22 protein-coding genes are annotated in these 21,661 nt (G+C 56.8%); 10 read left to right on the top strand and 12 right to left on the bottom strand.

The genetic code is table 11. The features are described 5' to 3' along the window. Nucleotides 1-180: 180 nt before the first annotated feature. From tsgA to ACGS9J_RS19165, 4 genes are all read right to left on the bottom strand, one after another. Nucleotides 181-1,365 carry an MFS transporter TsgA gene (gene tsgA, locus ACGS9J_RS19180; RefSeq protein WP_442232381.1) on the bottom strand — a complete coding sequence of 395 codons (1,185 nt, stop codon included), beginning with the start codon at nucleotides 1,363-1,365 and terminating at the stop codon, nucleotides 181-183. A 193-nt stretch (nucleotides 1,366-1,558) separates the two neighbouring features. Then, nucleotides 1,559-2,536, bottom strand: coding sequence for a LacI family DNA-binding transcriptional regulator (locus tag ACGS9J_RS19175; RefSeq protein ID WP_442232521.1), 978 nt, complete (start codon nucleotides 2,534-2,536; stop codon nucleotides 1,559-1,561). Nucleotides 2,537-2,632: 96 nt separating this feature from the next. Next, nucleotides 2,633-3,940 (bottom strand): 6-phospho-beta-glucosidase, encoded by a 1,308-nt coding sequence (locus ACGS9J_RS19170; protein WP_442232380.1) that lies wholly within the window; start codon nucleotides 3,938-3,940, stop codon nucleotides 2,633-2,635. After that, nucleotides 3,937-4,275, bottom strand: a complete 339-nt coding sequence (locus ACGS9J_RS19165; protein WP_442232520.1) for a PTS lactose/cellobiose transporter subunit IIA — start codon at nucleotides 4,273-4,275, stop codon at nucleotides 3,937-3,939. Before ACGS9J_RS19165 ends, ACGS9J_RS19170 begins: the two co-directional genes overlap by 4 nt. Nucleotides 4,276-4,631: 356 nt before the next feature. Here ACGS9J_RS19165 and ppiA point away from each other — a divergent pair, with 356 nt between their 5' ends. The 3 genes from ppiA to btsR all read left to right on the top strand — a co-directional run bounded on the left by ppiA (nucleotide 4,632) and on the right by btsR (nucleotide 7,773). Continuing rightward, on the top strand, nucleotides 4,632-5,201 hold the full coding sequence (ppiA, locus tag ACGS9J_RS19160; RefSeq protein ID WP_442232379.1) for a peptidylprolyl isomerase A: 570 nt from the start codon (nucleotides 4,632-4,634) through the stop codon (nucleotides 5,199-5,201). A gap of 161 nt (nucleotides 5,202-5,362) precedes the next feature. Continuing rightward, nucleotides 5,363-7,048, top strand: a complete 1,686-nt coding sequence (locus ACGS9J_RS19155; RefSeq protein WP_442232378.1) for a LytS/YhcK type 5TM receptor domain-containing protein — start codon at nucleotides 5,363-5,365, stop codon at nucleotides 7,046-7,048. Continuing rightward, the gene (btsR, locus tag ACGS9J_RS19150) at nucleotides 7,048-7,773 is read left to right on the top strand and encodes a two-component system response regulator BtsR (RefSeq protein WP_442232377.1); all 726 of its coding nucleotides are present in this window, start codon (nucleotides 7,048-7,050) and stop codon (nucleotides 7,771-7,773) included. Before ACGS9J_RS19155 ends, btsR begins: the two co-directional genes overlap by 1 nt. Here the strand turns inward: btsR and ACGS9J_RS19145 are convergent, their stop codons facing one another. Continuing rightward, entirely contained in the window at nucleotides 7,774-8,052 is a 279-nt protein-coding gene (locus ACGS9J_RS19145; protein WP_442232376.1) for a type II toxin-antitoxin system RelE/ParE family toxin, read from the bottom strand. Nucleotides 8,053-8,069: 17 nt separating this feature from the next. Beyond that, on the bottom strand, nucleotides 8,070-8,339 hold the full coding sequence (locus ACGS9J_RS19140) for a CopG family ribbon-helix-helix protein (protein WP_442232375.1): 270 nt from the start codon (nucleotides 8,337-8,339) through the stop codon (nucleotides 8,070-8,072). 225 nt (nucleotides 8,340-8,564) lie between these two features. Between ACGS9J_RS19140 and ACGS9J_RS19135 the strand changes: the two genes are divergently transcribed. The 3 genes from ACGS9J_RS19135 (at nucleotide 8,565) to argD (ending at nucleotide 12,121) form a co-directional block, all read left to right on the top strand. Then, complete coding sequence (locus tag ACGS9J_RS19135) at nucleotides 8,565-10,091, top strand: helicase HerA-like domain-containing protein (protein ID WP_442232374.1); 1,527 nt, start codon at nucleotides 8,565-8,567, stop codon at nucleotides 10,089-10,091. A gap of 105 nt (nucleotides 10,092-10,196) precedes the next feature. Then, entirely contained in the window at nucleotides 10,197-10,772 is a 576-nt protein-coding gene (locus tag ACGS9J_RS19130; RefSeq protein ID WP_269935935.1) for an aminodeoxychorismate synthase component II, read from the top strand. A gap of 131 nt (nucleotides 10,773-10,903) precedes the next feature. Beyond that, entirely contained in the window at nucleotides 10,904-12,121 is a 1,218-nt protein-coding gene (gene argD, locus ACGS9J_RS19125) for a bifunctional acetylornithine/succinyldiaminopimelate transaminase (protein WP_442232373.1), read from the top strand. 37 nt (nucleotides 12,122-12,158) lie between these two features. Here argD and ACGS9J_RS19120 read toward each other — a convergent pair whose 3' ends face one another. Both ACGS9J_RS19120 and crp read right to left on the bottom strand, forming a co-directional pair. Next, nucleotides 12,159-14,234, bottom strand: coding sequence for a YccS/YhfK family putative transporter (locus ACGS9J_RS19120; protein WP_442232372.1), 2,076 nt, complete (start codon nucleotides 14,232-14,234; stop codon nucleotides 12,159-12,161). Nucleotides 14,235-14,288: 54 nt separating this feature from the next. Next, complete coding sequence (gene crp, locus ACGS9J_RS19115) at nucleotides 14,289-14,921, bottom strand: cAMP-activated global transcriptional regulator CRP (RefSeq protein ID WP_004718520.1); 633 nt, start codon at nucleotides 14,919-14,921, stop codon at nucleotides 14,289-14,291. Nucleotides 14,922-15,300: 379 nt separating this feature from the next. Here crp and ACGS9J_RS19110 point away from each other — a divergent pair, with 379 nt between their 5' ends. After that, nucleotides 15,301-15,708: an OsmC family protein gene (locus tag ACGS9J_RS19110; protein ID WP_020837287.1), complete on the top strand. Its 408-nt coding sequence runs from the start codon at nucleotides 15,301-15,303 to the stop codon at nucleotides 15,706-15,708. Nucleotides 15,709-15,744: 36 nt separating this feature from the next. Here the strand turns inward: ACGS9J_RS19110 and ACGS9J_RS19105 are convergent, their stop codons facing one another. The 3 genes from ACGS9J_RS19105 to ACGS9J_RS19095 form a co-directional block, all read right to left on the bottom strand. Beyond that, nucleotides 15,745-16,614 carry a phosphoribulokinase gene (locus ACGS9J_RS19105; RefSeq protein ID WP_442232371.1) on the bottom strand — a complete coding sequence of 290 codons (870 nt, stop codon included), beginning with the start codon at nucleotides 16,612-16,614 and terminating at the stop codon, nucleotides 15,745-15,747. A 151-nt stretch (nucleotides 16,615-16,765) separates the two neighbouring features. After that, nucleotides 16,766-16,999 carry a YheU family protein gene (locus tag ACGS9J_RS19100; protein WP_012147255.1) on the bottom strand — a complete coding sequence of 78 codons (234 nt, stop codon included), beginning with the start codon at nucleotides 16,997-16,999 and terminating at the stop codon, nucleotides 16,766-16,768. Next, the gene (locus ACGS9J_RS19095; protein WP_442232370.1) at nucleotides 16,996-17,976 is read right to left on the bottom strand and encodes a hydrolase; all 981 of its coding nucleotides are present in this window, start codon (nucleotides 17,974-17,976) and stop codon (nucleotides 16,996-16,998) included. The genes ACGS9J_RS19100 and ACGS9J_RS19095 overlap by 4 nt, the downstream gene beginning before the upstream one ends. A 117-nt stretch (nucleotides 17,977-18,093) precedes the next feature. Here ACGS9J_RS19095 and ACGS9J_RS19090 point away from each other — a divergent pair, with 117 nt between their 5' ends. Together ACGS9J_RS19090 and ACGS9J_RS19085 are read left to right on the top strand one after the other, a co-directional pair. Further along, a complete protein-coding gene (locus ACGS9J_RS19090) occupies nucleotides 18,094-18,696 on the top strand; it encodes a LysE family translocator (protein ID WP_442232369.1) in 603 nt (200 codons plus the stop codon). A gap of 10 nt (nucleotides 18,697-18,706) precedes the next feature. Next, nucleotides 18,707-19,498, top strand: a complete 792-nt coding sequence (locus ACGS9J_RS19085; RefSeq protein WP_442232368.1) for a PhzF family phenazine biosynthesis protein — start codon at nucleotides 18,707-18,709, stop codon at nucleotides 19,496-19,498. Here the strand turns inward: ACGS9J_RS19085 and ACGS9J_RS19080 are convergent. Then, nucleotides 19,490-20,470 (bottom strand): LacI family DNA-binding transcriptional regulator, encoded by a 981-nt coding sequence (locus ACGS9J_RS19080; protein ID WP_442232367.1) that lies wholly within the window; start codon nucleotides 20,468-20,470, stop codon nucleotides 19,490-19,492. The two genes, ACGS9J_RS19085 and ACGS9J_RS19080, sit on opposite strands and share 9 nt — an antisense overlap. Nucleotides 20,471-20,713: 243 nt before the next feature. On the opposite strand from ACGS9J_RS19080, the gene ACGS9J_RS19075 reads away from it, so the two are divergent. Beyond that, nucleotides 20,714-21,631, top strand: a complete 918-nt coding sequence (locus ACGS9J_RS19075; protein WP_442232366.1) for a GNAT family N-acetyltransferase — start codon at nucleotides 20,714-20,716, stop codon at nucleotides 21,629-21,631. The last annotated feature ends 30 nt before the right edge of the window (nucleotides 21,632-21,661 follow it).

Below are 21,661 nucleotides of genomic sequence, written 5' to 3'. Positions count from 1 at the left end.
TTTAATAACATGGGGGCTCATTAAAAGTCTTTTTAATTAGTTGAGGTCATGAAGACAAGGGGCAAATCGCTTATGGGCCTGGACTCATTTTGCCCGCCAAAACATATAAAAAATCCGGTGACGGGGACTCACCGGATTTTGATCTCTTGGTAAAAGCGCGTTTTATATCGCGCTAGCAGATCAGTGCGTCACGTGACCGTGGCTGCGGTGCTTGGTCACGAAACCGAGCAGCAGACACATGACGAACACCGCCAGGTACAGGCCGTTAGCGGTAGTCAGCGCAGCGTGCGCGCCGCCTTTCGCGACGATCGGGCCGGTGACCACGAAGGTCAGCATGGTGCCGATGGTGCCGCAGGTCAGGATGAAGTTGACCAGTTTCGGTGAGGAAACCTTGGTCTGCAGCGAGCCCAGAGTGATCAGCGTGGTGTAGATTGCGCTGGAAACGAAGCCCAGAGCCATAATGTAGTAGCCCAGGTGTTCCGGGTTATCGGTGCTGACGAACATGTACATCGCACCGGTCGCCAAAGCGGCCAGAATGGTGACGATGCGCTGCAAATCGAAGAAGCGCAGGATAAAGCTGAACACCCACATGCCCACCATGTACGAGGTCCAGAAATCGCTCACCAGTTTACCGGCCTGGCTGATATCCATGCCGAACGATTTGGTGGCGTATTCCGGCACCCACTGGATGAAGCCAAGCTGGCCGAGGATGTAGCACAGTGCGGCGATCGACAGGAACAGCACGCCGATACCCCATTTCTCTTTCGCCACCGGCTGGCCGGCGTCGGCGCCTTTGTTGCCCAGCACCGGGAACTCGGAGAACAGGGTCAGCACAAAGATACCTACGTACAGCAGACCGATGCAGGCATACACCCAGTACCAGCCGAGCTGACGCGCCAACAGCATTGCGGCGACAATCGGGAAGATCATCCCGGCCATGCTGAAGAAGGAGTCAGTGAACAGCAGGCGCGAACCGCGTTGGCGGCCGGCGTACATATGGGTGATCAAGAAGGTGCCTATCGACATGGTAATACCGCTGACCACGCCAAGGACAAACATGCACAACGAGAACATGGTCAGGCTTTTGCCTACCATCAGCCCGGCGACAGCCAGCACCATCAGCACAAAGCCAAACATCAATTGACGTTTCAGCGGGATAATTTCCATCAGCCAGGCATTGAGGAAGATCGAAATCAAAATACCGGCGTTAAGAAAGGTAAAAGTATTGCTCATGCTGGAAACCGGCAGATTAAAATACTCTGCAATGTTCCCCATCACCATCCCTGTGACGATAACTAAAGCACCGGTCAGCGCGTAAGAAAAATAGCTGATCCAGGTAAGCCGTAGACGGTTGCTGTCATTCATTATATAGGCCTGATTATGTCTGTTAGGAGTTTAAAACTGGCATAGGGCCGCTGGCTTTTCCTGGCAAAAGCAGAAAAAAGTCCCGATCAGGCCACCAGGGAGCGGATCCTAGCACAGACAACGGGAGTTTTTGTGATGGCTGTCGATTTTTTGATGCAATGAATGAGCGGTGGTGAAATATTTTTGTGATCTGTTAGTTCACCGCCACGATGGAATCTCGGCTGATGATGATCGGCGAGAAGCTGACCTCTGGCGTGGTCGGATCAATCAGCCGCCTTGCGGCGTATTGCGCCATTTCGGTAATCGGGAAATGCACGCTGCTCAGCGCTGGGCGCACGAAGGGCGCGCGTTCGCCGCTGTCGTAACAGATCAGTGAGATATCTTGCGGAACCCGCAGGCGGTGCTCGTTGATCGCCAGCAACGCGCCGATGGCCATCTCTTCATTGCAGCAATAGATGGCGGTTGGTGTGGTTTTCATTTGCAGCAGCTGGTCGGCGCAGCGATAGCCACTCTCCAGATCGTAAAGCCCTTCGACGCAGGCTACCGGTTTGATATGCGCGGCCTGCATTGCCTGTTCAAACCCCTGTAGCCGCAAGTGGCTGGAAGGGCGGTCGCGCGGGCCGCTGATACAGGCGATATGTCGGTGGCCGGCATCAATCAACCGTTGGGTCGCCATGCGGCTGGCACGCGGATGATCGAAGGTGACGCAGCGGTCTTCCAGGCCGGGCACCAGACGATCGAGCAGGATGAAAGGGCGTTGTTCTGTCGCCAACTGGCGCAGTTGGTCATCGCTGAGGAAGCGGACATGGAGGATCACGCCGTCGCAACGCAGGCTGAAAAGCCGTTGAATCGCCTGCCATTCGTTTTCGGCGCTGTTGCGGCCCTGGGTCACCAGCAACTGTTTACCGTGGGATTCGGCTTCGGTTTGTACAAAGTCCATCAGCGCGCCGAAGAAGCCGCCGCGGTAGGAGGTGGTGACCAGCCCCAAGGTGTTGCTGTGGCTGGAGGCCAGTGCACGGGCTGCAGGGTTGGGGGTGTAGCCGAGCTGGGCTACCGCTCGCTCAACCTTCTCGCGGGTCTGCCCTTTAACGTTGGTGTCGCCATTCACTACGCGGGACACGGTGGCGCGGGACACGCCCGCCAAGGCTGCGACATCTTCCAGTGTCACCATCATCCGACTCCTGATTACGACAAAAATGGGGTCGACGTATCGACCCCCTACAAATTAGTTATAGCAATGTATCAGCCACTGCGGCTGGCCCGGCGGCTATTTAAACTGTGGCAGATAAGGTGCATTCACTGCCAACACTTCATCCAGCAGCGGCTGAGCCACATTGGCATTGCCGACCAGCGGATTGGTCACCAACGCCAGCAGGCCGCTGCGGCGATCGCCATGCACGGCGGCTTCGATGGTCAGGCGCTCGTAGGCTTTCACCTGTTGGGTCAGCGCGTGCATGGAATCCGGCAGCGTGCCGAAGGTCAGCGGGTGGGCGCCCTGAGCATCGACGATACAGTTGGTTTCTATCACCGCGTCGTCCGGTAAACCGCGAATAGCGCCACGGTTTGCGGTATTGACGACTAATTGCGTACCGAGATTATTATGGATCGCACGAATGAGCTCCAGCGCGACTTCCGAATAATATGATCCACCGCGGAAACTTAATTGTTCCGGTTTGCTGTCGAGGTGCGGATCGGCATACAGCTCAAACAGCTCTTTCTCTACCTTCATCACCTGCTCGGCACGGGTACCGCGCTCGGCCGCTGCGGCAATTTCCTCCGCCAGCATCTCTTTGGTTTGGTAGAAATAGCGGTGGTAGGGGCAAGGGATTGCGCCCACGGCGCGCAGGAAGTCCGGCTGCCAAGGTTCTTCCTTAATGTTGTTCATGGTCAATGCGGCACCATCGCACAGCATATCGATCACCTTGCCGGTGACGTCATGACCGTTTTGCAGCACCTGATGCACCCAGACCATGTGGTTCAGCCCGGCAAATTGCAGCTGTATTTCTTGAGAAGGGCTTTTCAGCATGTTGGCGATCATATGGTGCATGCTGATCGGCACGTTGCACAGCCCGATGATTCTCGCTTTGGTATAACGGGAGACCGCTTCGGTAACGATGCCGGCCGGGTTGGTGAAGTTGATGATCCAGGCATCCGGCGCCAGTTTTTCCACTCTGCGGGCGATATCCAGCATCACCGGGATGGTGCGCAGTGCCTTGGCAAAGCCGCCAACGCCGGTGGTTTCCTGCCCTATCAAGTCGTATTTCAGCCCCAAACGTTCGTCGGCGGCGCGTGCCGGCAGCTGGCCGACGCGGAACTGGGTCAGGACGAAGTTCGCGTCCCGAATAGCCTCATCCAGCTCGAAATGCACGCTGACCTTGACCTGCTCCAGACCATGGCGCGCCAGCATGCGTTCGGTCAGTGCGGCAATGATCTCCACCTTTTCGCGGCCAGGCTCGACATCCACCAGCGCCAGCTCGGTTACCGGCAGTTCTTCGATGCGTTGGATCAGTCCATCAACCAATTCTGGTGTGTAGCTGCTGCCACCGCCGATCACGGCGATTTTCAAGGAACTCATGCGCGAACCTCCAACTGAGCCTGACGGCGATAAAGTTCAATCATGTCATCCGCCAGATCCTGGATCACCATGGCGTTCATCAGGTGATCCTGGGCATGGACGGTAATCAGGTTGATAGCCAGTTTGCCGCAGCCTTCATCCATGCCGATCAGCTGGGTTTGGATCAGATGGGCTTTTTTCACCGACTGCTTGGATTCGGCCATGTGCTTGGCTGAGGCGGTAAAGTCGCCGGCACGCGCTTGCTGCAACGCCATCAGCGCACTGCTGCGGGCGCCACCGGAGAACACCAGCAGCTCCATGATGGTGCTTTCAAAATCGGGGCTGATTTCAGTCATCAATTCACTCACATTATTTCTCCTGTTATTGCGCGGCAGCGGTGCCGGCGGATATTCACTATTTTCAATGTCGCCTCAAAATGAGAGCGCTCTCATTTCTCTAGATTAACCCGAATGGGAAATGAAACCGGGAGTTGTGTCGCAAAAAGCGACCAAGGGGTAAAAAGGGCAAAAAATGCGTGATGCAGTTGGCAAAAAGGTCTAAGGCGATCATACTTTTGGCAGTTAAATTCGGGGCTGAATGAGATATGTCCCACAATTGCGTAAATATAGGTAAATGGCTGGCACTCGCAGGTTCAGCTCTTTAGAATCAAGGCGCTTTTCCGTTGTTTGTCTCTTAGAGAAAGGACCCGTTAATGTTCAAACGTACTTTAGTGACCTTCGTTGCGCTGTGTTCCCTGACAGCAATGGCACCCGCTGCGCTCGCTGCCGGTGAATCTCATGTCATGCTGACCACCTCGGCAGGGAATATCGAATTGGCGCTCGACAGTCAGAAGTCTCCGGTTTCCACCAAGAACTTCATCGACTACGTGAACAGCGGCTATTACAACAACACCGTTTTCCACCGCGTGATCCCGGGCTTTATGGTTCAGGGTGGTGGCTTTACTGCGGATATGCAGCAGAAATCTACTCAGGCCCCGATCAAGAACGAAGCGGATAATGGCCTGCGTAACCTGCGCGGCACCATTTCGATGGCACGTACCGCCGACAAAGACAGTGCGACCAGCCAGTTCTTCCTGAACGTGGCGGATAACGCCTTCCTGGATCACGGCCAACGCGATTTCGGTTACGCGGTATTCGGCAAGGTGGTCAAAGGCATGGACGTGGTGGATAAAATTTCCCAGGCGCCGACCGGCAACGTAGGCCCGTACCAAAACGTCCCGAGCAAACCTATCGTCATTCTGTCAGCGAAAGTGCTGCCATAATGATTTTGCGCCGGCCCCTGGTGGGCCGGCTGCATTGCTTTCCCTGGAAGCCTTGCCTGCATCACTGTTTTTCCCCCCGTCGCATGCTTTAATCGCCAGCTTATAATCAGACCGGAAACCCGGCGTTCTACATCTGTTTTGTTAAGGGATGAGCTGCTGCCATGTTTGAATTTAGCCAGGTTCTGCTGCTGCTACAGCAGATGTGCGTCTACCTTGTTATTGCTTATTTACTGAGCAAAACCCCGTTATTTATTCCGCTGACGCAGGTGACCATTCGCCTGCCGCACAAGCTATTGTGCTACGTGATTTTCTCGGTGTTTTGCATCATGGGCACCTATTTCGGACTGCATGTCGAAGGGTCGATAGCCAATACCCGTGCGATCGGCGCCGTGCTGGGCGGCCTGTTGGGTGGCCCTTCGGTAGGGTTCCTGGTGGGATTGACCGGGGGCTTGCACCGTTACACCCTGGGTGGCATGACCGACATTGCCTGTGCGGTTTCCACCGTAGCGGAAGGGTTGGTGGGCGGGGTGGTGCACAGCATCGCCATGCGTCGTCGGCGCATCGATTTGCTGTTTAACCCCTTGTTTGTCGCCGGCGTGGCGTTGGTTACCGAAGTGCTGCAAATGGCGATTATCCTGGCGATCGCACGGCCGTTTGGCGAGGCGCTGCGGCTGGTGGAACACATTGCCCTGCCGATGTTGATCGCCAACACGGTCGGCGCGGCGATGTTTATGCAGATCCTGTTGGATCGGCGCGCGATGTTCGAGAAATATACCGGCGCGTTCTCCGCCAAGGCGCTGAAGATCGCCGAGCGTACCGAGGGTATTCTGCGCCAGGGGTTCGATCAGGAGAACAGCATGAGGGTGGCGCGGGTGCTCTATCAGGAACTGGGGATTGGCGCCGTAGCGATAACCGACCGCGAGAAGCTGCTGGCGTTTATCGGTATCGGCGATGACCATCACCTGCCGGGCACGCCGATTTCATCAAAGCACTCGCACCGTGCGATCGACAACAACGAAGTGGTGTACGCCGACGGCAATGAACTTTCCTACTGCTGCTCGATCAGCCCCAGTTGCAAGCTGGGTTCGACGCTGGTGATCCCACTGCGCGGCGAGAACCAGCGGGTGATCGGCACCATCAAATTGTACGAGCCGAAGAGTCGCTTGTTCAGCACCATAAACCGCACGCTGGGCGAAGGTATCGCCAGTCTGCTATCCGCGCAGATTATGGCCGGCCAATATGAGCGCCACACACAGCTGCTGGCGCAGTCGGAAATCAAATTGCTGCATGCGCAGGTGAATCCACACTTCCTGTTCAACGCCCTGAATACGCTGGTGGCGGTGATCCGTCGCGACGGGGACCGAGCCTGCGAGCTGGTGCAGTACCTTTCGACCTTCTTCCGCAAAAACCTGAAGCGTTCGGACGACGAGGTCAGCCTGGCAGACGAGCTGGAACACGTTAATGCCTATCTGCAGATCGAGCAGGCGCGTTTTGCCGATCGGCTGGAGGTTGCGGTGTCCCTGCCGGAAGAACTGTTAGCGGTACGATTGCCGGCATTTTCACTGCAACCGATCGTTGAGAATGCCATTAAGCACGGCACGTCGCAGTTGTTGGGGGTCGGGCGAATAGACATTGGCGCGCGGCTCGAAGAAGGCTGCCTGTTACTGCAGGTGACCGACAACGCCGGCCTATACCAACCGCTGCCGAACAACAGCGGGCTGGGAATGAACCTGGTAGATAAGCGTATTCGCGTACGCTATGGAGACGGTTATGGCATCCAGGTGGCTTGCGAGCCGCAAACATTCACCCGCATTACGCTCAATGTACCGCTGGCGAGGGCTGCCTGATGTTAAACGTACTGATTGTCGATGACGAACCTTCTGCGCGCGATAACCTGCGACATTTGCTGGAAGCGGAAGCGGGCATCAGCATTGTCGGTGAATGCGCCAATGCGATAGAGGCCATCAGCGGGATCCATCGCCTGCAGCCGGACGTGGTGTTTCTGGATATTCAGATGCCGCGCATCACCGGGCTGGAAATGGTGGGGATGCTCGATCCCAATCGCATGCCGCATATCGTGTTCCTGACCGCCTATGACGAATATGCGGTACAGGCTTTTGAAGAGCATGCGTTCGACTATCTGCTTAAACCGGCGGAACCGAAGCGGCTGAGCAAAACGCTGCAGCGTCTGCAACAGCAACGTGGGCCACAAAATATCGCCGCCCTGGACGAAAGTGCCGGCTACCTGAAATACATTCCCTGTACCGGTCACAGCCGCATCTATTTGCTGCGTTTTGATGAGGTGGTGGCGATACGTTCGCGACTGAGTGGCGTGTTCGTGGTGCGTAATGACGGCATGGAATGTTTTACCGAGCTGACGTTGCGAACGCTTGAGCTGCGGACACCGCTGGTGCGCTGCCACCGCCAGTATTTGGTCAACCTGGAGCGGGTGCGTGAAATTCGCTTCGATGACGGTGGGGCGGCGGAAATGATCATGCCGGTGGGGGAGCCGGTACCGGTTAGCCGTCGCTACCTGAAAGCGTTGAAAGAAGAGCTGGGGCTGCGGGGGTGATTAATCTTTTGGCCATTGGCGGCGGGCGTGTACTACCGCCAATATGATAAGCGTGCCGTTGGTTAGTTCATAAATAAGCAAGTAAGAATGATGAATCACTAGCTCACGGGTACCCGAAGCCCGGCCTGGTTTGCCGCTCAATGGGTTTTGGGAGAGGCGAGCCGTAGCCGCGGAAATCAGGGCGTCAATTTCTGCGGCAGCGACTGGATTCTTTGATGCCAGATAGTCATAAATTGCCATTCGGTCGGCAATCGCGGGTTCCGTCCACTTGAGCTTCACGATATTTCCTTATCGTATTACCGCATTGATTTTGCCCTGCGCTCGGCGAAGTACGCCTCAACATCCTCATTATCAACCACTTTGCCTTCCTGAAGCGCTTTGCGGCTCAACTCCACCTTTTCTTGCAGCCACTGTTCATATTCTTTCTGCTGAGATTGGCGACTGACAAAATCCCGCATGAAATCACGCAAAAGTTGGGATGCCGTACGGTCCGCCGCTTTTGCAGCACTGGCGAAAGCCATTTTTAACTCGTCATCCACGCGGATCACCACGGTAGATTCAGACATGGTAAGTACCTCGTATATACAGCGTCTTGCTTACTATATCACTGCTGTTTTATTGTTCAAGTGGGTTATGGCATGGCTGCAATGGGCTAAGCGGAATCCTAAATTTACCTGTCCAGTTGGCGGGTTAAGGGGCCGATTTTTGTTTGTCCTTGACGGGGTTACGTCCCCCTTATAGCTTTATTGACATTAACAGGCGCTTTTCGCGCCGCGTCCAAGGAAAAGAAAATGAGTGAAGCACGGATTATCGCCAAAGCGATGAAAGACGGGAAACCGGTACAGGATCTGGTCATTTTGCCCGCGTTGGCGAACCGCCATGGTTTGATCACCGGGGCGACCGGGACAGGTAAAACCGTGACGCTGCAAAAAATGGCCGAGCAGTTTTCGCGCATTGGCGTGCCGGTGTTTTTATCTGACGTGAAGGGAGACTTGTCGGGTATTGGTACCGAAGCCGTGTCTTCCGAGAAGCTGCAGGCGCGCCTGGCGGCAATTGACGTTACTGACTGGCAGCCGCAGGCTTGTACCATTATTCCGTGGGACATTTATGGCGAGAAGGGCCACCCGATCCGGGCCACCGTGTCCGATCTGGGGCCGCTGCTGCTGGCGCGTTTGCTGGATCTGAACGACGTGCAAAGCGGCGTGCTGCAGTTGGTGTTCAAAATCGCCGACGATAATGCGCTGCTGCTGTTGGACATGAAAGATCTGCGCGCCATGGTGCAGTACGTCGGGGATAACGCCAAACAGTTCCAAACCCAATACGGCAATATCTCTTCGGCTTCGGTCGGCGCTATTCAGCGCGGTCTACTGACGCTGGAGGAGCAGGGGGCGAACCAGTTCTTCGGCGAGCCGATGCTGGACATCAATGACCTGATGAAAACCGATGCCAACGGCCACGGCATCATTAACCTGCTGGCGGCGGACAAGCTGATTAACCAGCCGAAACTCTATTCGGTGTTCCTGCTGTGGCTGCTGGCCGAGCTGTTCGAACACCTGCCGGAAGTGGGCGATCCGGAGCAGCCGAAGCTGGTGTTCTTCTTCGACGAAGCACACCTGCTGTTCAACGACGCACCGGCGGCGCTGCTGACGAAAATCGAACAGGTGGTACGCCTGATCCGTTCCAAAGGTGTCGGCATCTACTTTGTTACCCAGAACCCGCTGGACATTCCGGACAGCGTGCTCGGTCAATTGGGCAACCGCGTGCAGCACGCGCTACGTGCTTTTACTCCGCGCGACCAGAAAGCGGTGAAAGCCGCTGCGCAAACCATGCGCGCCAATCCGGCCTTCGATGCGGAAACGGCGATCACCGAGCTGGGCGTCGGCGAGGCGCTGGTCTCTTTCCTCGACGAAAAAGGGCGGCCAAACGTGGTGGAACGGGCGATGGTGATCGCGCCGGAATCCAAGATGGGCATGTTGGGTGCGGAAGGGCTGAACAGTGCGATCAACAAATCGCCGCTGTACGGTCGTTATGAGGATATGGTGGATCGCGAGTCGGCCTATGAGAAGCTGTCTGCGGAAGGGTTCGCCACCGTCGGTGCACCGCAAGCGGGCCAACCGGCGCAGCAACCGCAGGCACAGCAGCAGGCGGGTGGCGGCCTGATGGGCGGCCTGAACGATATCCTGTTCGGTTCCACCGGGCCACGCGGCGGCAAGCGCGACGGCATTGTCCAGACGGCCGCCAAGAGCATGGCGCGCGATCTTGGCCGTCAGATCCTGCGTGGCGTGCTGGGCTCGATCATGGGCGGTCGCAAAAAGTAAGCTGAAATTATCGGTAGCGGCAGTATCCCAGGGGCGTTGTATACTGCGCCCGTGTAAATCGGGGCGGCATATTCGCCCCCTACGAGGATGTCTGTTGGAAACACTATGCTGCTGTTGATCGATAACTACGACTCTTTTACCTATAACCTTTACCAGTACTTCTGCGAATTAGGTGCCGAGGTGCTGGTAAAGCGGAACGACGAGCTGCAACTGGCCGATATCGAAAGGCTGGCACCGCAGCGTCTGGTGATTTCTCCCGGCCCCTGTACCCCGAATGAAGCCGGCATTTCGCTGGCCGCTATCCAACATTTTGCCGGCAAGCTGCCGATCCTCGGCGTTTGTCTGGGGCATCAGGCGTTGGGGCAGGCGTTTGGCGCCAAGGTGGTGCGCGCCCGCGAGGTGATGCACGGCAAGACCTCGGCGATCCGCCATCTCGACAGCGGTGTTTTTCACGGGCTGAACAATCCGTTGACCGTCACCCGCTACCATTCGCTGGTGCTTGAAGCCGCCACGCTGCCGGACTGTTTTGAAGTCACCGCCTGGAGCGAGCGTGACGGCGTACGCGATGAGATTATGGGCATCCGACATCGGCAGCTGGCGCTGGAAGGGGTGCAGTTCCATCCTGAAAGTATCCTCAGTGAGCAGGGACATCAGCTGTTGGATAATTTCCTTAAAAGTTAATCGGTTAGGTTTTTTTTAGCGACGAAGGCGATTTGCGTTTGCCCTTTATTGGTTTTTTATGCATATTTTGTGATTATATTTTCACTCAATCGCAACCAAAAGACTGAGTCACTTTCAGGGTGGACCCCATAATGACCGAAAAATTCGAAGTCAACCGCAGCACCTTTGATCAGGTTATCCTGCCTGTTTATGCACCTGCCCAGTTTGTCCCGGTCAAGGGCAAAGGCAGCCGCGTGTGGGACAGCCAAGGGAAAGAGTACATCGATTTCTCCGGCGGCATTGCGGTGACGGCGTTGGGGCACTGCCACCCGGCGTTGGTTGCGGCACTGAAACAGCAGGGCGAAACCCTGTGGCATACCAGCAACGTGTTCACCAACGAACCGGCACTGCGCCTGGCGACCAAGCTGATCGACGCCACCTTTGCCGATCGGGTGTTTTTCGCCAACTCCGGTGCGGAAGCCAACGAAGCGGCCTTCAAGCTGGCGCGTCATTACGCGATCACCCGTCACAGCCCGTACAAAACCAAAATCATTGCGTTCTATAACGCGTTTCATGGCCGTACGCTGTTCACCGTCTCGGTCGGTGGGCAGGCCAAATATTCCGACGGCTTTGGGCCGAAACCGGCCGACATAATACACGTGCCGTTCAACGATTTGGCCGCGGTGAAAGCGGTGATGGACGACCACACCTGCGCGGTGGTGATGGAGCCGATCCAGGGTGAGGGTGGTATTACCCCGGTGAATGCCGAATTCCTCAAAGGCGTGCGCGAACTGTGCGACAAGCACCAGGCTTTGCTGGTGTTCGACGAAGTTCAAAGCGGCATGGGACGCAGCGGCAAACTGTTCGCCTACATGCACTATGGCGTGACACCGGATATTCTCACCACGGCCAAAGCGCTCGGCGGTGGTTTCCCGGTCAGCGCCATGCTGACCACCGAAGAGATTGCCTCGGTGATGCAGGTGGGCACCCATGGCACCACTTACGGTGGTAACCCGCTGGCCTGTGCGGTGGCGGAAGCGGCGCTGGACGTGATCAATACGCCGGAAGTGCTGAGTGGTATTGAATTGCGTCATGGGTTGTACGTGCAGGCGTTAAAGCAAATTGGCGAGAAGTATGGAATTTTCAGTGATATTCGCGGCATGGGTCTGCTGATCGGCGCCGAACTGACTGAAAAGTACCACGGCAAGGCGCGCGATTTCCTGACAGCCGCGGCAGCACGCGGGTTGATGATCCTCAACGCCGGGCCAAACGTGATCCGCTTCGCGCCTTCGCTGGTGGTAGAAACCCAGGACATTGACGAAGGGATGGCGCTGTTTGAGTTGGCGGTACAGGACGTGATTAACGCTTAATGCGTTGCATTGATGATAAGGGCGCCAGACGGCGCCCCTATTGATCGCGCAGTTTGCGCTTCAGCCAGATGCCGTGGTGCGGACGCTGGCTCCAGGCCAGCGACGAAATGGTGTGCATGACGCTCAGATGGGACAAAATGCGCCGCAGGTGACGTTCCATTTCAGTCACCGGCATATCCGGCTGCAAATCCGGTGGCTGCATAATGCCGCTGCCACTGCTCGGCCCGTCGTATTCCAGCCGCTGCTGACAGCTTTGCAGCGCGATTTCACAAGATTGCAGATACTCCTCCGCCAGCTTCGGCGTCAGCATATAGTGCTCGCGCGCCAGAATGGTCATCGCATTCAGGTGTTCGACAATAAACTGGCTGTGCGTGACCCACAAACGCATATCCGCCAGGTAGCTCGATTCAAAACCCGGTTCCTGCATCGCCTGATTGAGCGAGGTGAATAGCGCGTTGTGCGCTTGATTGACCTGCATACGGGCATAGGCCAGCGCGCTGGGGTCGGGTTCTTGCTCTTCCAGCAACAGACGCAGCGCTTGCTGATCGTTCTCCAGCGCCTGATGAGCGTTCTTGCGCAGCAGGCCGCTTTGCCACTGCGGCCACAGCCAGATGGTGCTGCCGAACACCAGTACGCAGCCGATCAGCGTATCGATCAGGCGCGGCACCAGGAAGTGCGTGCCGTTTAGCGCCAACAGTTGCAGGGTGTAGACCGCAGTCACCGTAAAGCCAATCACCGCCAACCCGTAGTTTTTGCGTGAAACCAGATAAGCCAGCAGGGTGATTACCAGCATCACGCCCAGCGTCTCAACCTCCGGGAGTTGTAATTGCAGCAGACCGGCGGCAATTACCAGTCCGACCAAGGTGCCGAGCGCACGGTGCTGGATGCGTACCCGGGTGGCGTTGTAGCCGTTTTGGCTCACCAGCATGATGGTCAGCAGGATCCAATAGGGCTTCGGCAGATTGAAAATCATGCCCAGGCTGCTGCCCGCCGCCAGTGTGACCCCCAGGCGTGCCGCATTGCGCAGGGCATTGGATTTGAATGACAGGTAGCTGACCAGTGCGGGCCAAAACGGCAGACGGTTTTGATTGGCCATCAGATCGCGTCGGTAGAGCGGATGCTGGGTGCGCAGCAGGCGGGCGATGCGGCTGAAGTGGTAGTAGCAGAACTGGCCAACCGGGTTGTCCGGGTGCTGCGCCGCCACTTTTTCCAGGGCGGCCAGCTCAGAGTCCATCTTGAAACGCTGAGAATGCTGATGATAGAGAATATCGTGCGCCACCGTGCGCAGCCGGTTGGCAATCACCTGTGCATTGCGGCGGATAATGGCTTCGGCCTGGCTTTGTTCCACCAGCTTTTGCACCTCTTCCGGCAAGTGCAGGCTGACGGTGATGTGCTCCTGCAAATCCAGCGCGACCTGGAAGGTGCGTTGCAGGCGTTTTTGTTCGAGATTACTGGCGTGCGGCAGAAAATTAAGCTGCTGATACAACAACGAGATCAGGTCCATCACCTTTTGCTGGCGCACCAGCAGCGGCGGTAACGCGGTCTGCGGATCGGTGTGCTGGGTCAGCAGCGAATATTTGGCTTCGAAGTAATCCGCCAGCTCCAGATAGAGCTGGTTGAGCGATTCGCGCATCGGTTGTTCTTTCCACAGCTTGAACCAGAACCAGGTAAACAGGCCGTACCAGGCGGTGCCCACGACATATAACAGCGGGGCGTGCCAAAGCGGCACCGTACCGGCCATGCTGAGGGAGAAGATGGCGGCCACCAGCGCGGCGGGCAGCAGGCGGGCGTGCAGTGGGCTGATTTCACCGCTGACCCCGAGCAGCAGTGCCAGACCGAGCATCAGTGCCGGCAGCGGCAATTGCCACAGCAAGGCTTGCTGCAATAACAGGCTACTGAGCGAAAATAACGAACCGCCGACGATCAGGCGTTTGAAGAAGCGTTTGTGGGGCGTGTCCAGCCCGGCGATGTTACAGCAGGCGGGTACCAGAGAAAATAACAGGCCGTACTGCAACTGACCTATCAACAGGCCGAGCAGAACCGGCAGGCACAGCACCAGCGTTTGTCGCAGTGCGTAATTGACTTCCGGATGGTAAATCAGTCGGCGCCACATGATGACTCGGGGCATAAAAAAACGGCGCGGATCACCGCGCCGTTTTTTCAGTAATTAACGCGTGCCGTAAACGACAATAGTTTTGCCGTGGGCGGAGATCAGGTTTTGATCTTCCAGCATTTTCAGAATACGGCCAACGGTTTCACGAGAACAACCGACGATCTGGCCAATTTCCTGACGGGTGATTTTAATCTGCATGCCATCCGGATGGGTCATGGCATCAGGCTGTTTCGCCAGGTTCAGCAGCGTTTGCGCGATGCGGCCCGTAACGTCCAGGAAGGCGAGGTTACCCACTTTCTCAGAGGTTATCTGCAGGCGGTTTGCCATCTGGGCAGACAGGCGCATCAGGATGTCCGGGTTAACCTGAATCAACTGGCGGAATTTCTTATAGGAAATTTCAGCCACTTCACAGGCGGTCTTCGCCCTAACCCAGGCGCTACGCTCCTGACCTTCTTCAAATAATCCAAGCTCGCCGATGAAATCCCCCTGGTTAAGGTAGGACAGGATCATCTCTTTACCTTCTTCATCCTTAATCAGCACCGCTACGGAGCCTTTGACGATGTAGTAAAGCGTTTCGGCTTTTTCACCTTGGTGAATCAGCGTACTTTTGGATGGATATTTGTGGATATGGCAATGAGACAGGAACCATTCGAGAGTAGGGTCTGTTTGCGGTTTGCCGAGAACCATTCGCTGTTATCCTCTGTTGTTATCGCTGCCTTGTGTCACAGGGGTCAGAGTTCCCTGTAAAACGTGCTGTCGCCGTTTTTTTAATGGTGGCTGGCAGCAGGTTTTGAGGCGTGTCATAAATATACGCTGTCGCTCTAGCATATTAACTTGCCGGGAGAGCTGCAAGCTACATTCTGTTAACATACCGGTAAAGGAGCCTTTCCCTGGGAGTTTCCCTGAAATCAGTGTCCCGGAAAGATTTATTGCGGCTCTGTTTGTAGCACAGAGTGAGGCGGGTGTCTCGTGTTGTCTTGCTCACACATGATTAGCATCAGGTTCCGTTGCCAGTTTCTATGCGAAAGCGTACGCTGATTTTAAGAAATTAATCGGAGTGACCAGTATGCAGGCAAGAGTTAAGTGGGTGGAAGGGTTGACGTTTCTGGGCGAATCCGCGTCTGGCCATCAGGTGTTGATGGACGGTAACGCCGGCGATAAAGCGCCCAGCCCGATGGAAATGGTGCTGATGTCAGTCGGGGGCTGCAGCGCTATCGACGTGGTGTCGATCCTGCAAAAAGGTCGTAATGACGTGCGCGATTGCGAGGTAAAACTGACCTCCGAACGCCGTGAAGAAGCGCCACGGTTGTTTACCCATATCAACCTGCATTTTATCGTCACCGGCAAAGATTTGAGCGACAAGATCGTGGAACGGGCGGTGAACCTCTCGGCCGAGAAGTACTGTTCGGTGTCACTGATGTTGAGCAAGGCCGCCAGTGTGACCCACAGTTTTGAAATCCGCGACCTGGCGTAACGGATAAAGGGGCGCGTTTTTTGCGCGCCCCGCCGACTACTCGATTTTTTTTCCTTCCAGCAGTTGCTGCACCAGCGGTGCCATGATCAGCTCCATCGCCAGCCCCATCTTGCCACCCGGCACCACCAGCGTATTGATATGCGAGATAAAAGATCCCTGCAGCATCGCCAGCAGATAAGGGAAATCGATCTGGTCCAGGCCGCGGAAGTGGATCACCACAAAGCTCTCGTCCAGCGAAGGGATGGCCTTGGCGGCGAACGGGTTGGAGGTGTCGACCGTTGGCACCCGTTGGAAGTTGATATGGGTACGTGAGAACTGCGGCGTGATGTAGTTGATGTAATCTTCCATCGAACGTACCACCGAATCCATGACCGCTTCACGGGAGTGACCGCGCTCGCCGGTATCGCGGATCAGTTTCTGGATCCATTCCAGGTTAACGATGGGCACCACGCCGACCAGCAAATCGACATGTTTGGCCACGTCGTTGTGCTCGGTCACTACGCCACCGTGCAGCCCTTCGTAGAACAGCACGTCGGTCGGTGCCGGCAGGGCTTCCCACGGGGTAAAGGTGCCGGGCACCTGATTATAGGGTACCGCTTCGTCGTAGGTATGCAGATACTTGCGTGAACGGCCGGTGCCGTTTTTGCCGTAGTCGAGAAAGCTTTGTTGCAGCAGGCCGAAGTCATTGGCTTCGGGGCCGAAATAGCTGATATGGCGACCGAGATCGCGCGCTTTACGGATCGCCGCGTCCATTTCCGGCCGGGTGTAACGGTGGAAGCTGTCGCCTTCCAGCTCTGCAGCACGGATGTTCAACTGCTGAAAGATTTTACGGAACGCCACGCTGGTGGTGGTGGTGCCGGCCCCGCTGGAGCCGGTCACTGCGATAACGGGATGTTTGGCGGACATGGTGGTAGGTCACTCCGTGTTTAATGCGCAGGCGTCAGATATGATTATTTGTCTGGTTGACGCCCTTTCGCCAAGGGCAAAATTCCGCGCGTTGGTTTGCAATAACTCATTGTTACCTGATTTTTTCCGTCAGTCATAGAACCGATCGTCACTAAATTTCTTCCTGCCCGGCGCGGAACTGACCGCGCGGCATGATGTTGATGGTCTCATGCAGTTCTGACCAAACCAGCAGTACCTCGCCGTTTTTCAACTGGCGGCGCACGTCTTCCACTTTCTGTTCCAGCGAGCGTTCGTGCTCGCCGTAGTCGGTGCCTTCGCGCAACACAAAGGACTCGATCAGGCTGTTCAGGGTCTCAGTTTCCAGTTCTTTCCAGGGGATAATCACGTGGTGGTGTCCAGATAAGGGGAAAGCCAGGATGGAATACGGTATTCCAGCCACATTTGGGGTTTTTTCAAGGTGCCGCCGACAAAACCGACGTGGCCGCCAAACTCGGTCAACTGATACTCAATGTTGCGCGGCAGCGTGGCGACCTCGGGGATCACTTCGTCGGTCATAAAGGGATCGTCCTTGGCGTGGATGATCAATAACGGCGTCTGGATCGCCGGTAACAGCGGCAGGGCGCTGCAGCGGCGGTAATAATCGCTGGCGTCGTTGAAGCCGTGGATGCGCGAAGTAATGACGTCGTCGAAGTCGCGGATCCGGCGTAGTGCCCTGAGCTGCGGCAGCTTGAGCGGCAGAGTGTCGGGGTAGTGCAGCAGCTTGCGGGTGGCGTTCTGTTTCAATTGCCCAAGCAGATAGCGCTGATAAACGCGCGAGAAGCCTTGCTCCATACGTAACGAACAGGGTTCCAGCATCAGCGGTGCAGACACCACTACCGCCGCCTGCAGCAGGCTATCCGCTCCCTGTTGCGCCAGGTAGCAGGCCAACATGTTGCCACCGAGTGAGACGCCTACCGCCGCGGTCGGCACTTCACCGTAGGTCGTGCGCAGCCACTTCAGGAAGAAGCGCGCATCTTCCGTTTCACCGGAATGATAGATGCGCTGCTTACGGTTGGGCACACCGCTGCAGCCGCGAAAATGCATCACCACGCCAAGCCAGCCTTTTTCACGCCAGGCGCTGAGTTGACCGTGGGCGTAGGGGCTGTAGAAGTTACCTTCCAGCCCGTGGAACAGCACCACACGCGGTTTTTCGACAGCCTGGGCCGGATCTTCGCTCCAGGCGAGATCGACAAAGTCGCCGTCGGGCAATTCCAGCCGTTGCCAATGCGGTTTTAGCTGCACGCGGCGGCGCACCAGCCGTGGCAGCAGTGTCTGCAGATGCGGATTACTGGCCCCGGTCAGAGGGCGAAAAGATTCATGCATACCTGAGTAAAAATCTTGTTGGCGGCTATTGTGGGATTAATAGTGCGCTGTTAGCTTCACTATCCTGAACTGACAATAATACTGCAAAAAATCCCCTGGGTGAGGAGCACCCGCCTCATGGAACCGAGTTTATTTCTTTCGATGTTAGGCTTCCTGTGGGTTGCCGCAATCACGCCAGGCCCCAACAATATGTTGCTGACCACCTCCGGCGCCAATTTTGGCTTTATGCGCTCGCTGTTGTTGATGATGGGCATCATGCTGGGGATGCAAAGTATTTTGCTGCTGGTGGCGTTCGGCGTCGGCAGCCTGATCCTGGTTTACCCGGCCCTGCACCTGGTGCTGAAAATCCTCGGCAGCCTGTACCTGCTGTGGCTGGCGTGGAAAGTGGCCACTGCCGCCTATGAAAAGCTGGAAACCGACGTCGCGCCGCCTAAACCGATACGACTGTATCAGGGCTGGCTGTTGCAATTCCTTAATCCCAAGGCCTGGTTGATGGCGTTGGGGGCAGTGGCGAGCTTCAGCCTGGCGGGCGACAAGTACAACACGTCGATTGTGGCGATCTCGCTGGGCATTTTCGTGGTGAATATCGTCGCCGGCGTGATTTGGTTAGGATTTGGTACGGTGATTGGCCGCCTGCTGCGCAGCAAAAAGGCCTGGATCATCTTTAATCTGTCTATGGGGCTGCTGACCGCGGCCTGCGTGTTACTCATCTGGCATTAAGGAGTTGCGGATGGCAGAAAATTACTTCCACGTTGCGGCCTTCACCGGCGAAGGGTTGCGTGGCAATCCGGCCGGCGTATGCTTGCTGAAACAGCCATTGTCGACCGCCGGGATGCAGGCCATCGCCAATGAACTTAATCTGCCGGAAACCAGCTTTGTCTGGGACGATGGCGACATGTCGGCCATTCGCTGGTTCACTCCTCAGCGCGAGGTGGATCTGTGCGGGCACGGCACGCTGGCGGCGGCGCACGTGATGCTCGGTGTGGTGAATCCGGCGTTGCAGGATATCCGTTTCCGTTCGGCAAGCGGCGATTTATACGTTAAACGTGACACTGAAGATGGCGAACGTTTGATCCTTGATTTCCCCTCTCGACCGCCGCAGAAAATCGCGACACCTGCCGGGTTGACCGCACGATTGGGTGTTGAACCGCAGGAAGTGTGGCAGGCCAATGCGTTACTGGTGGTGCTGGAAACCGAAGCGCAGCTGCGGGCACTGCAACCGGATATCCCGGCGCTGATTGCCCTGGCCGGTCGTGCGGTGATCGCCAGCGCTCCGGGCGAAACGGTGGATTTCGTCTCGCGCTATTTCACCCTAGACGGCGGTGAGGATCCGGTGACCGGCTCTGCGCACTGTACGCTGATGCCTTACTGGAGCGCCCGTCTCGGCCGCCATCAGTTACACGCGCGGCAGATTTCGTCTCGCGGCGGTGAGCTGTTCTGTGAGTCGAAGGGCGACCGTACCTTGATTGGCGGCTATGCGCGTACCTTTTTGCGTGGCGAGTTAAGCCTGTCATCAGGCTGAACCGCGCTCAACCAACCGCCATTCGAGCACTTCGTTGCGCGGCGGTTGCTGCGGGTGCTTAATTTTATCCAGCAGCAGCTGCACGCTGCGTACACCGAACTGATGCATCGGCTGTTCGACGGTGGTCAGCGGTGGGGTGGTGATGGCACCGAAGGGCACGCCGTCAAAGCCCATGACCGCGACCTGTTCGGGGATGCGTATTCCTTGTTGGTGCAGGGTGCTCATTGCCCCGCCGGCGATCACGTCGGAGATGGCGAATACCGCATCCGGTCGCGGTTGTGCGTCCAGCAGGCGGCTCATCGCCAGTGCGCCGGCGGCGTATTCCAATCCTTCGACATATTCCACCTGACAATAATCCAGCTTGGCTTCGGCCAACGCCTGTCGATAACCCTGCTCACGCTGCTGTGAATAGAGATAGCGCATGTCGCTATTGATCAGCGCAATGCGCCGTCGGCCCTGAGCGACCAAATAGCGCACGCCGGCCATTGCCGCCTGATGGTTGTCGATGGTGACCGAAGAGGCGCGGAACTCGGGATCGCCTTCGCCGCACTGGACCCAGGGAAAATCACCAATCATTGCCGTCAGGCCGGGCAGGCAACTGACCGCGTCCATGGTAATAACGCCGTCGACCACCTTGCCACTCAGCAGGCTGAGGTAGGCGGATTCTCGCGTCGGGTTGGATTCGGAGTTGCACAGCAAAATGTGGTAGCCGTGACGCTCGGCCTCTTCTTCGATACCGCGCACTACCAGGGAGCAGAAAGGGTTGGTGATGCTGGAAACCAGCACCAGCAGCATGCGGCTACGCGACGTGCGCAACTGCCGCGCCAGCAGGTTGGGTTGATAGTCGCAGGCGCTGATCGCCGCCAGAACCTTATCGCGAGTGGCCGGTTTGACGATCTGCTGGCCGTTCAATACCCGTGAAACGGTCGCGGCGGAGACGCCGGCGAGTTTCGCCACCTTTTCGATCGACATGGTTTGCTGTTCCTTCTGCCCATTTGCCCCGCACAATAGGCTCAAGCGCGGGAAAATGTCTGCGCCTGACCGCAGGATTGTGATGTTGATTACAAATTCATCTTATCAGCCCTTTTCATAACATTAATCAGGTTGCCGAAAAAAAGAAATCGATTACATTTTGCTCATGGTGAAAATGAAATCGATTACATTTTACGATTTCGCGGTATTTCGCTGAACCCATAATCTGAAAAGAGGTGGCGGATGCAGGTGCAATTGAGGGTAGCGGAAAGCGGCGATCGCCCGGAGATCGCGCAACTGATCCATCTGTCGACCAATGCCTGGTATCAGCGCCACGGCATGGGCGCCATTTTTACCGCAGAACCGGCCAGCTGCGGGCTGTTCGTTGACGTCTATCGCCAACTGGATCCCGGCGAGCACTGGATTGCGCTTGATGAACAAGGCGTGTTGTGCGGATCCTGTTTTTTCCACCCGCGTGAGACACACCTCGGCCTGGGCATCATGAATGTGCATCCCGAATACTTCGGTCGCGGCATCGCCGCGCAGTTGCTGACCAAAGCCGATGAGTTGGCGGGAGGCCTGCCCATACGCCTGCTTTCCAGCGCGTTAAACCTGGACTCTTACGCGCTGTACCACCGTGCCGGCTTTACTCCCTACGCGATTTATCAGGATATGGCGATCCCGGTGCCGGTGCAGGGTTTCTCCTTTCCACGGCTGACGCGCGGCCGGGTGCGTGCCGCTCGGCAGGACGATCTGCCCGGCATTCTGCAATTGGAGCGAATGCTGCTGTGCATCGAGCGCCGTCGCGATATCGACTATTTCATCAACGACACCAGTGGGCTGTGGCGTATCGCCGTGTGGGAACTGGACGGCGTGATTGGCGGTTATCTGGCGTCGGTGGCGCATCCGGCCTCGCGCATGTTGGGGCCGGGTTGCAGCCACAGCGAAGAGATCGCCCTGGAGTTGATCAGTTGGATGCTGGACCAGCATCACCGCGGCACCACGCCGGTAGTGCTGGTGCCGGCGCAACGTTCCGCCCTCAGCCAGGTGCTGTTGCAATGGGGCGGACGGATTTGTGAATTACATTTGGCGCAGGTGAAAGGCCGAGCGCAGCAGCCCGGCGGTGTGGTTATGCCGTCCTTCCTGCCGGAAAGCGGTTAGACAACACCACAACAATACCAATGGGGAAAT

This window comes from Serratia quinivorans, assembly GCF_052113645.1.
GTDB lineage: Bacteria > Pseudomonadota > Gammaproteobacteria > Enterobacterales > Enterobacteriaceae > Serratia > Serratia quinivorans_B.
Note: the sequence above shows the minus strand (reverse complement) of the source record. Positions and strands in the feature narration are given on the sequence as shown.

Bases quoted from the DNA above. Each gene is read 5' to 3' on its own strand.
- argD (WP_442232373.1), top strand. From the start codon at position 10,904: ATGACCGAAAAATTCGAAGTCAACCGCAGCACCTTTGATCAGGTTATC.
- ACGS9J_RS19120 (WP_442232372.1), bottom strand. From the start codon at position 14,234: ATGTGGCGCCGACTGATTTACCATCCGGAAGTCAATTACGCACTGCGA.
- crp (WP_004718520.1), bottom strand. From the start codon at position 14,921: ATGGTTCTCGGCAAACCGCAAACAGACCCTACTCTCGAATGGTTCCTG.
- ACGS9J_RS19095 (WP_442232370.1), bottom strand. From the start codon at position 17,976: ATGCATGAATCTTTTCGCCCTCTGACCGGGGCCAGTAATCCGCATCTG.
- ACGS9J_RS19175 (WP_442232521.1), bottom strand. From the start codon at position 2,536: ATGGTGACACTGGAAGATGTCGCAGCCTTGGCGGGCGTGTCCCGCGCC.
- ACGS9J_RS19075 (WP_442232366.1), top strand. From the start codon at position 20,714: ATGCAGGTGCAATTGAGGGTAGCGGAAAGCGGCGATCGCCCGGAGATC.
- ACGS9J_RS19140 (WP_442232375.1), bottom strand. From the start codon at position 8,339: ATGTCTGAATCTACCGTGGTGATCCGCGTGGATGACGAGTTAAAAATG.
- ppiA (WP_442232379.1), top strand. From the start codon at position 4,632: ATGTTCAAACGTACTTTAGTGACCTTCGTTGCGCTGTGTTCCCTGACA.
- ACGS9J_RS19165 (WP_442232520.1), bottom strand. From the start codon at position 4,275: ATGACTGAAATCAGCCCCGATTTTGAAAGCACCATCATGGAGCTGCTG.
- ACGS9J_RS19155 (WP_442232378.1), top strand. From the start codon at position 5,363: ATGTTTGAATTTAGCCAGGTTCTGCTGCTGCTACAGCAGATGTGCGTC.
- tsgA (WP_442232381.1), bottom strand. From the start codon at position 1,365: ATGAATGACAGCAACCGTCTACGGCTTACCTGGATCAGCTATTTTTCT.
- ACGS9J_RS19085 (WP_442232368.1), top strand. From the start codon at position 18,707: ATGGCAGAAAATTACTTCCACGTTGCGGCCTTCACCGGCGAAGGGTTG.
- ACGS9J_RS19110 (WP_020837287.1), top strand. From the start codon at position 15,301: ATGCAGGCAAGAGTTAAGTGGGTGGAAGGGTTGACGTTTCTGGGCGAA.
- ACGS9J_RS19090 (WP_442232369.1), top strand. From the start codon at position 18,094: ATGGAACCGAGTTTATTTCTTTCGATGTTAGGCTTCCTGTGGGTTGCC.
- ACGS9J_RS19105 (WP_442232371.1), bottom strand. From the start codon at position 16,614: ATGTCCGCCAAACATCCCGTTATCGCAGTGACCGGCTCCAGCGGGGCC.
- ACGS9J_RS19080 (WP_442232367.1), bottom strand. From the start codon at position 20,470: ATGTCGATCGAAAAGGTGGCGAAACTCGCCGGCGTCTCCGCCGCGACC.
- btsR (WP_442232377.1), top strand. From the start codon at position 7,048: ATGTTAAACGTACTGATTGTCGATGACGAACCTTCTGCGCGCGATAAC.
- ACGS9J_RS19170 (WP_442232380.1), bottom strand. From the start codon at position 3,940: ATGAGTTCCTTGAAAATCGCCGTGATCGGCGGTGGCAGCAGCTACACA.
- ACGS9J_RS19130 (WP_269935935.1), top strand. From the start codon at position 10,197: ATGCTGCTGTTGATCGATAACTACGACTCTTTTACCTATAACCTTTAC.
- ACGS9J_RS19135 (WP_442232374.1), top strand. From the start codon at position 8,565: ATGAGTGAAGCACGGATTATCGCCAAAGCGATGAAAGACGGGAAACCG.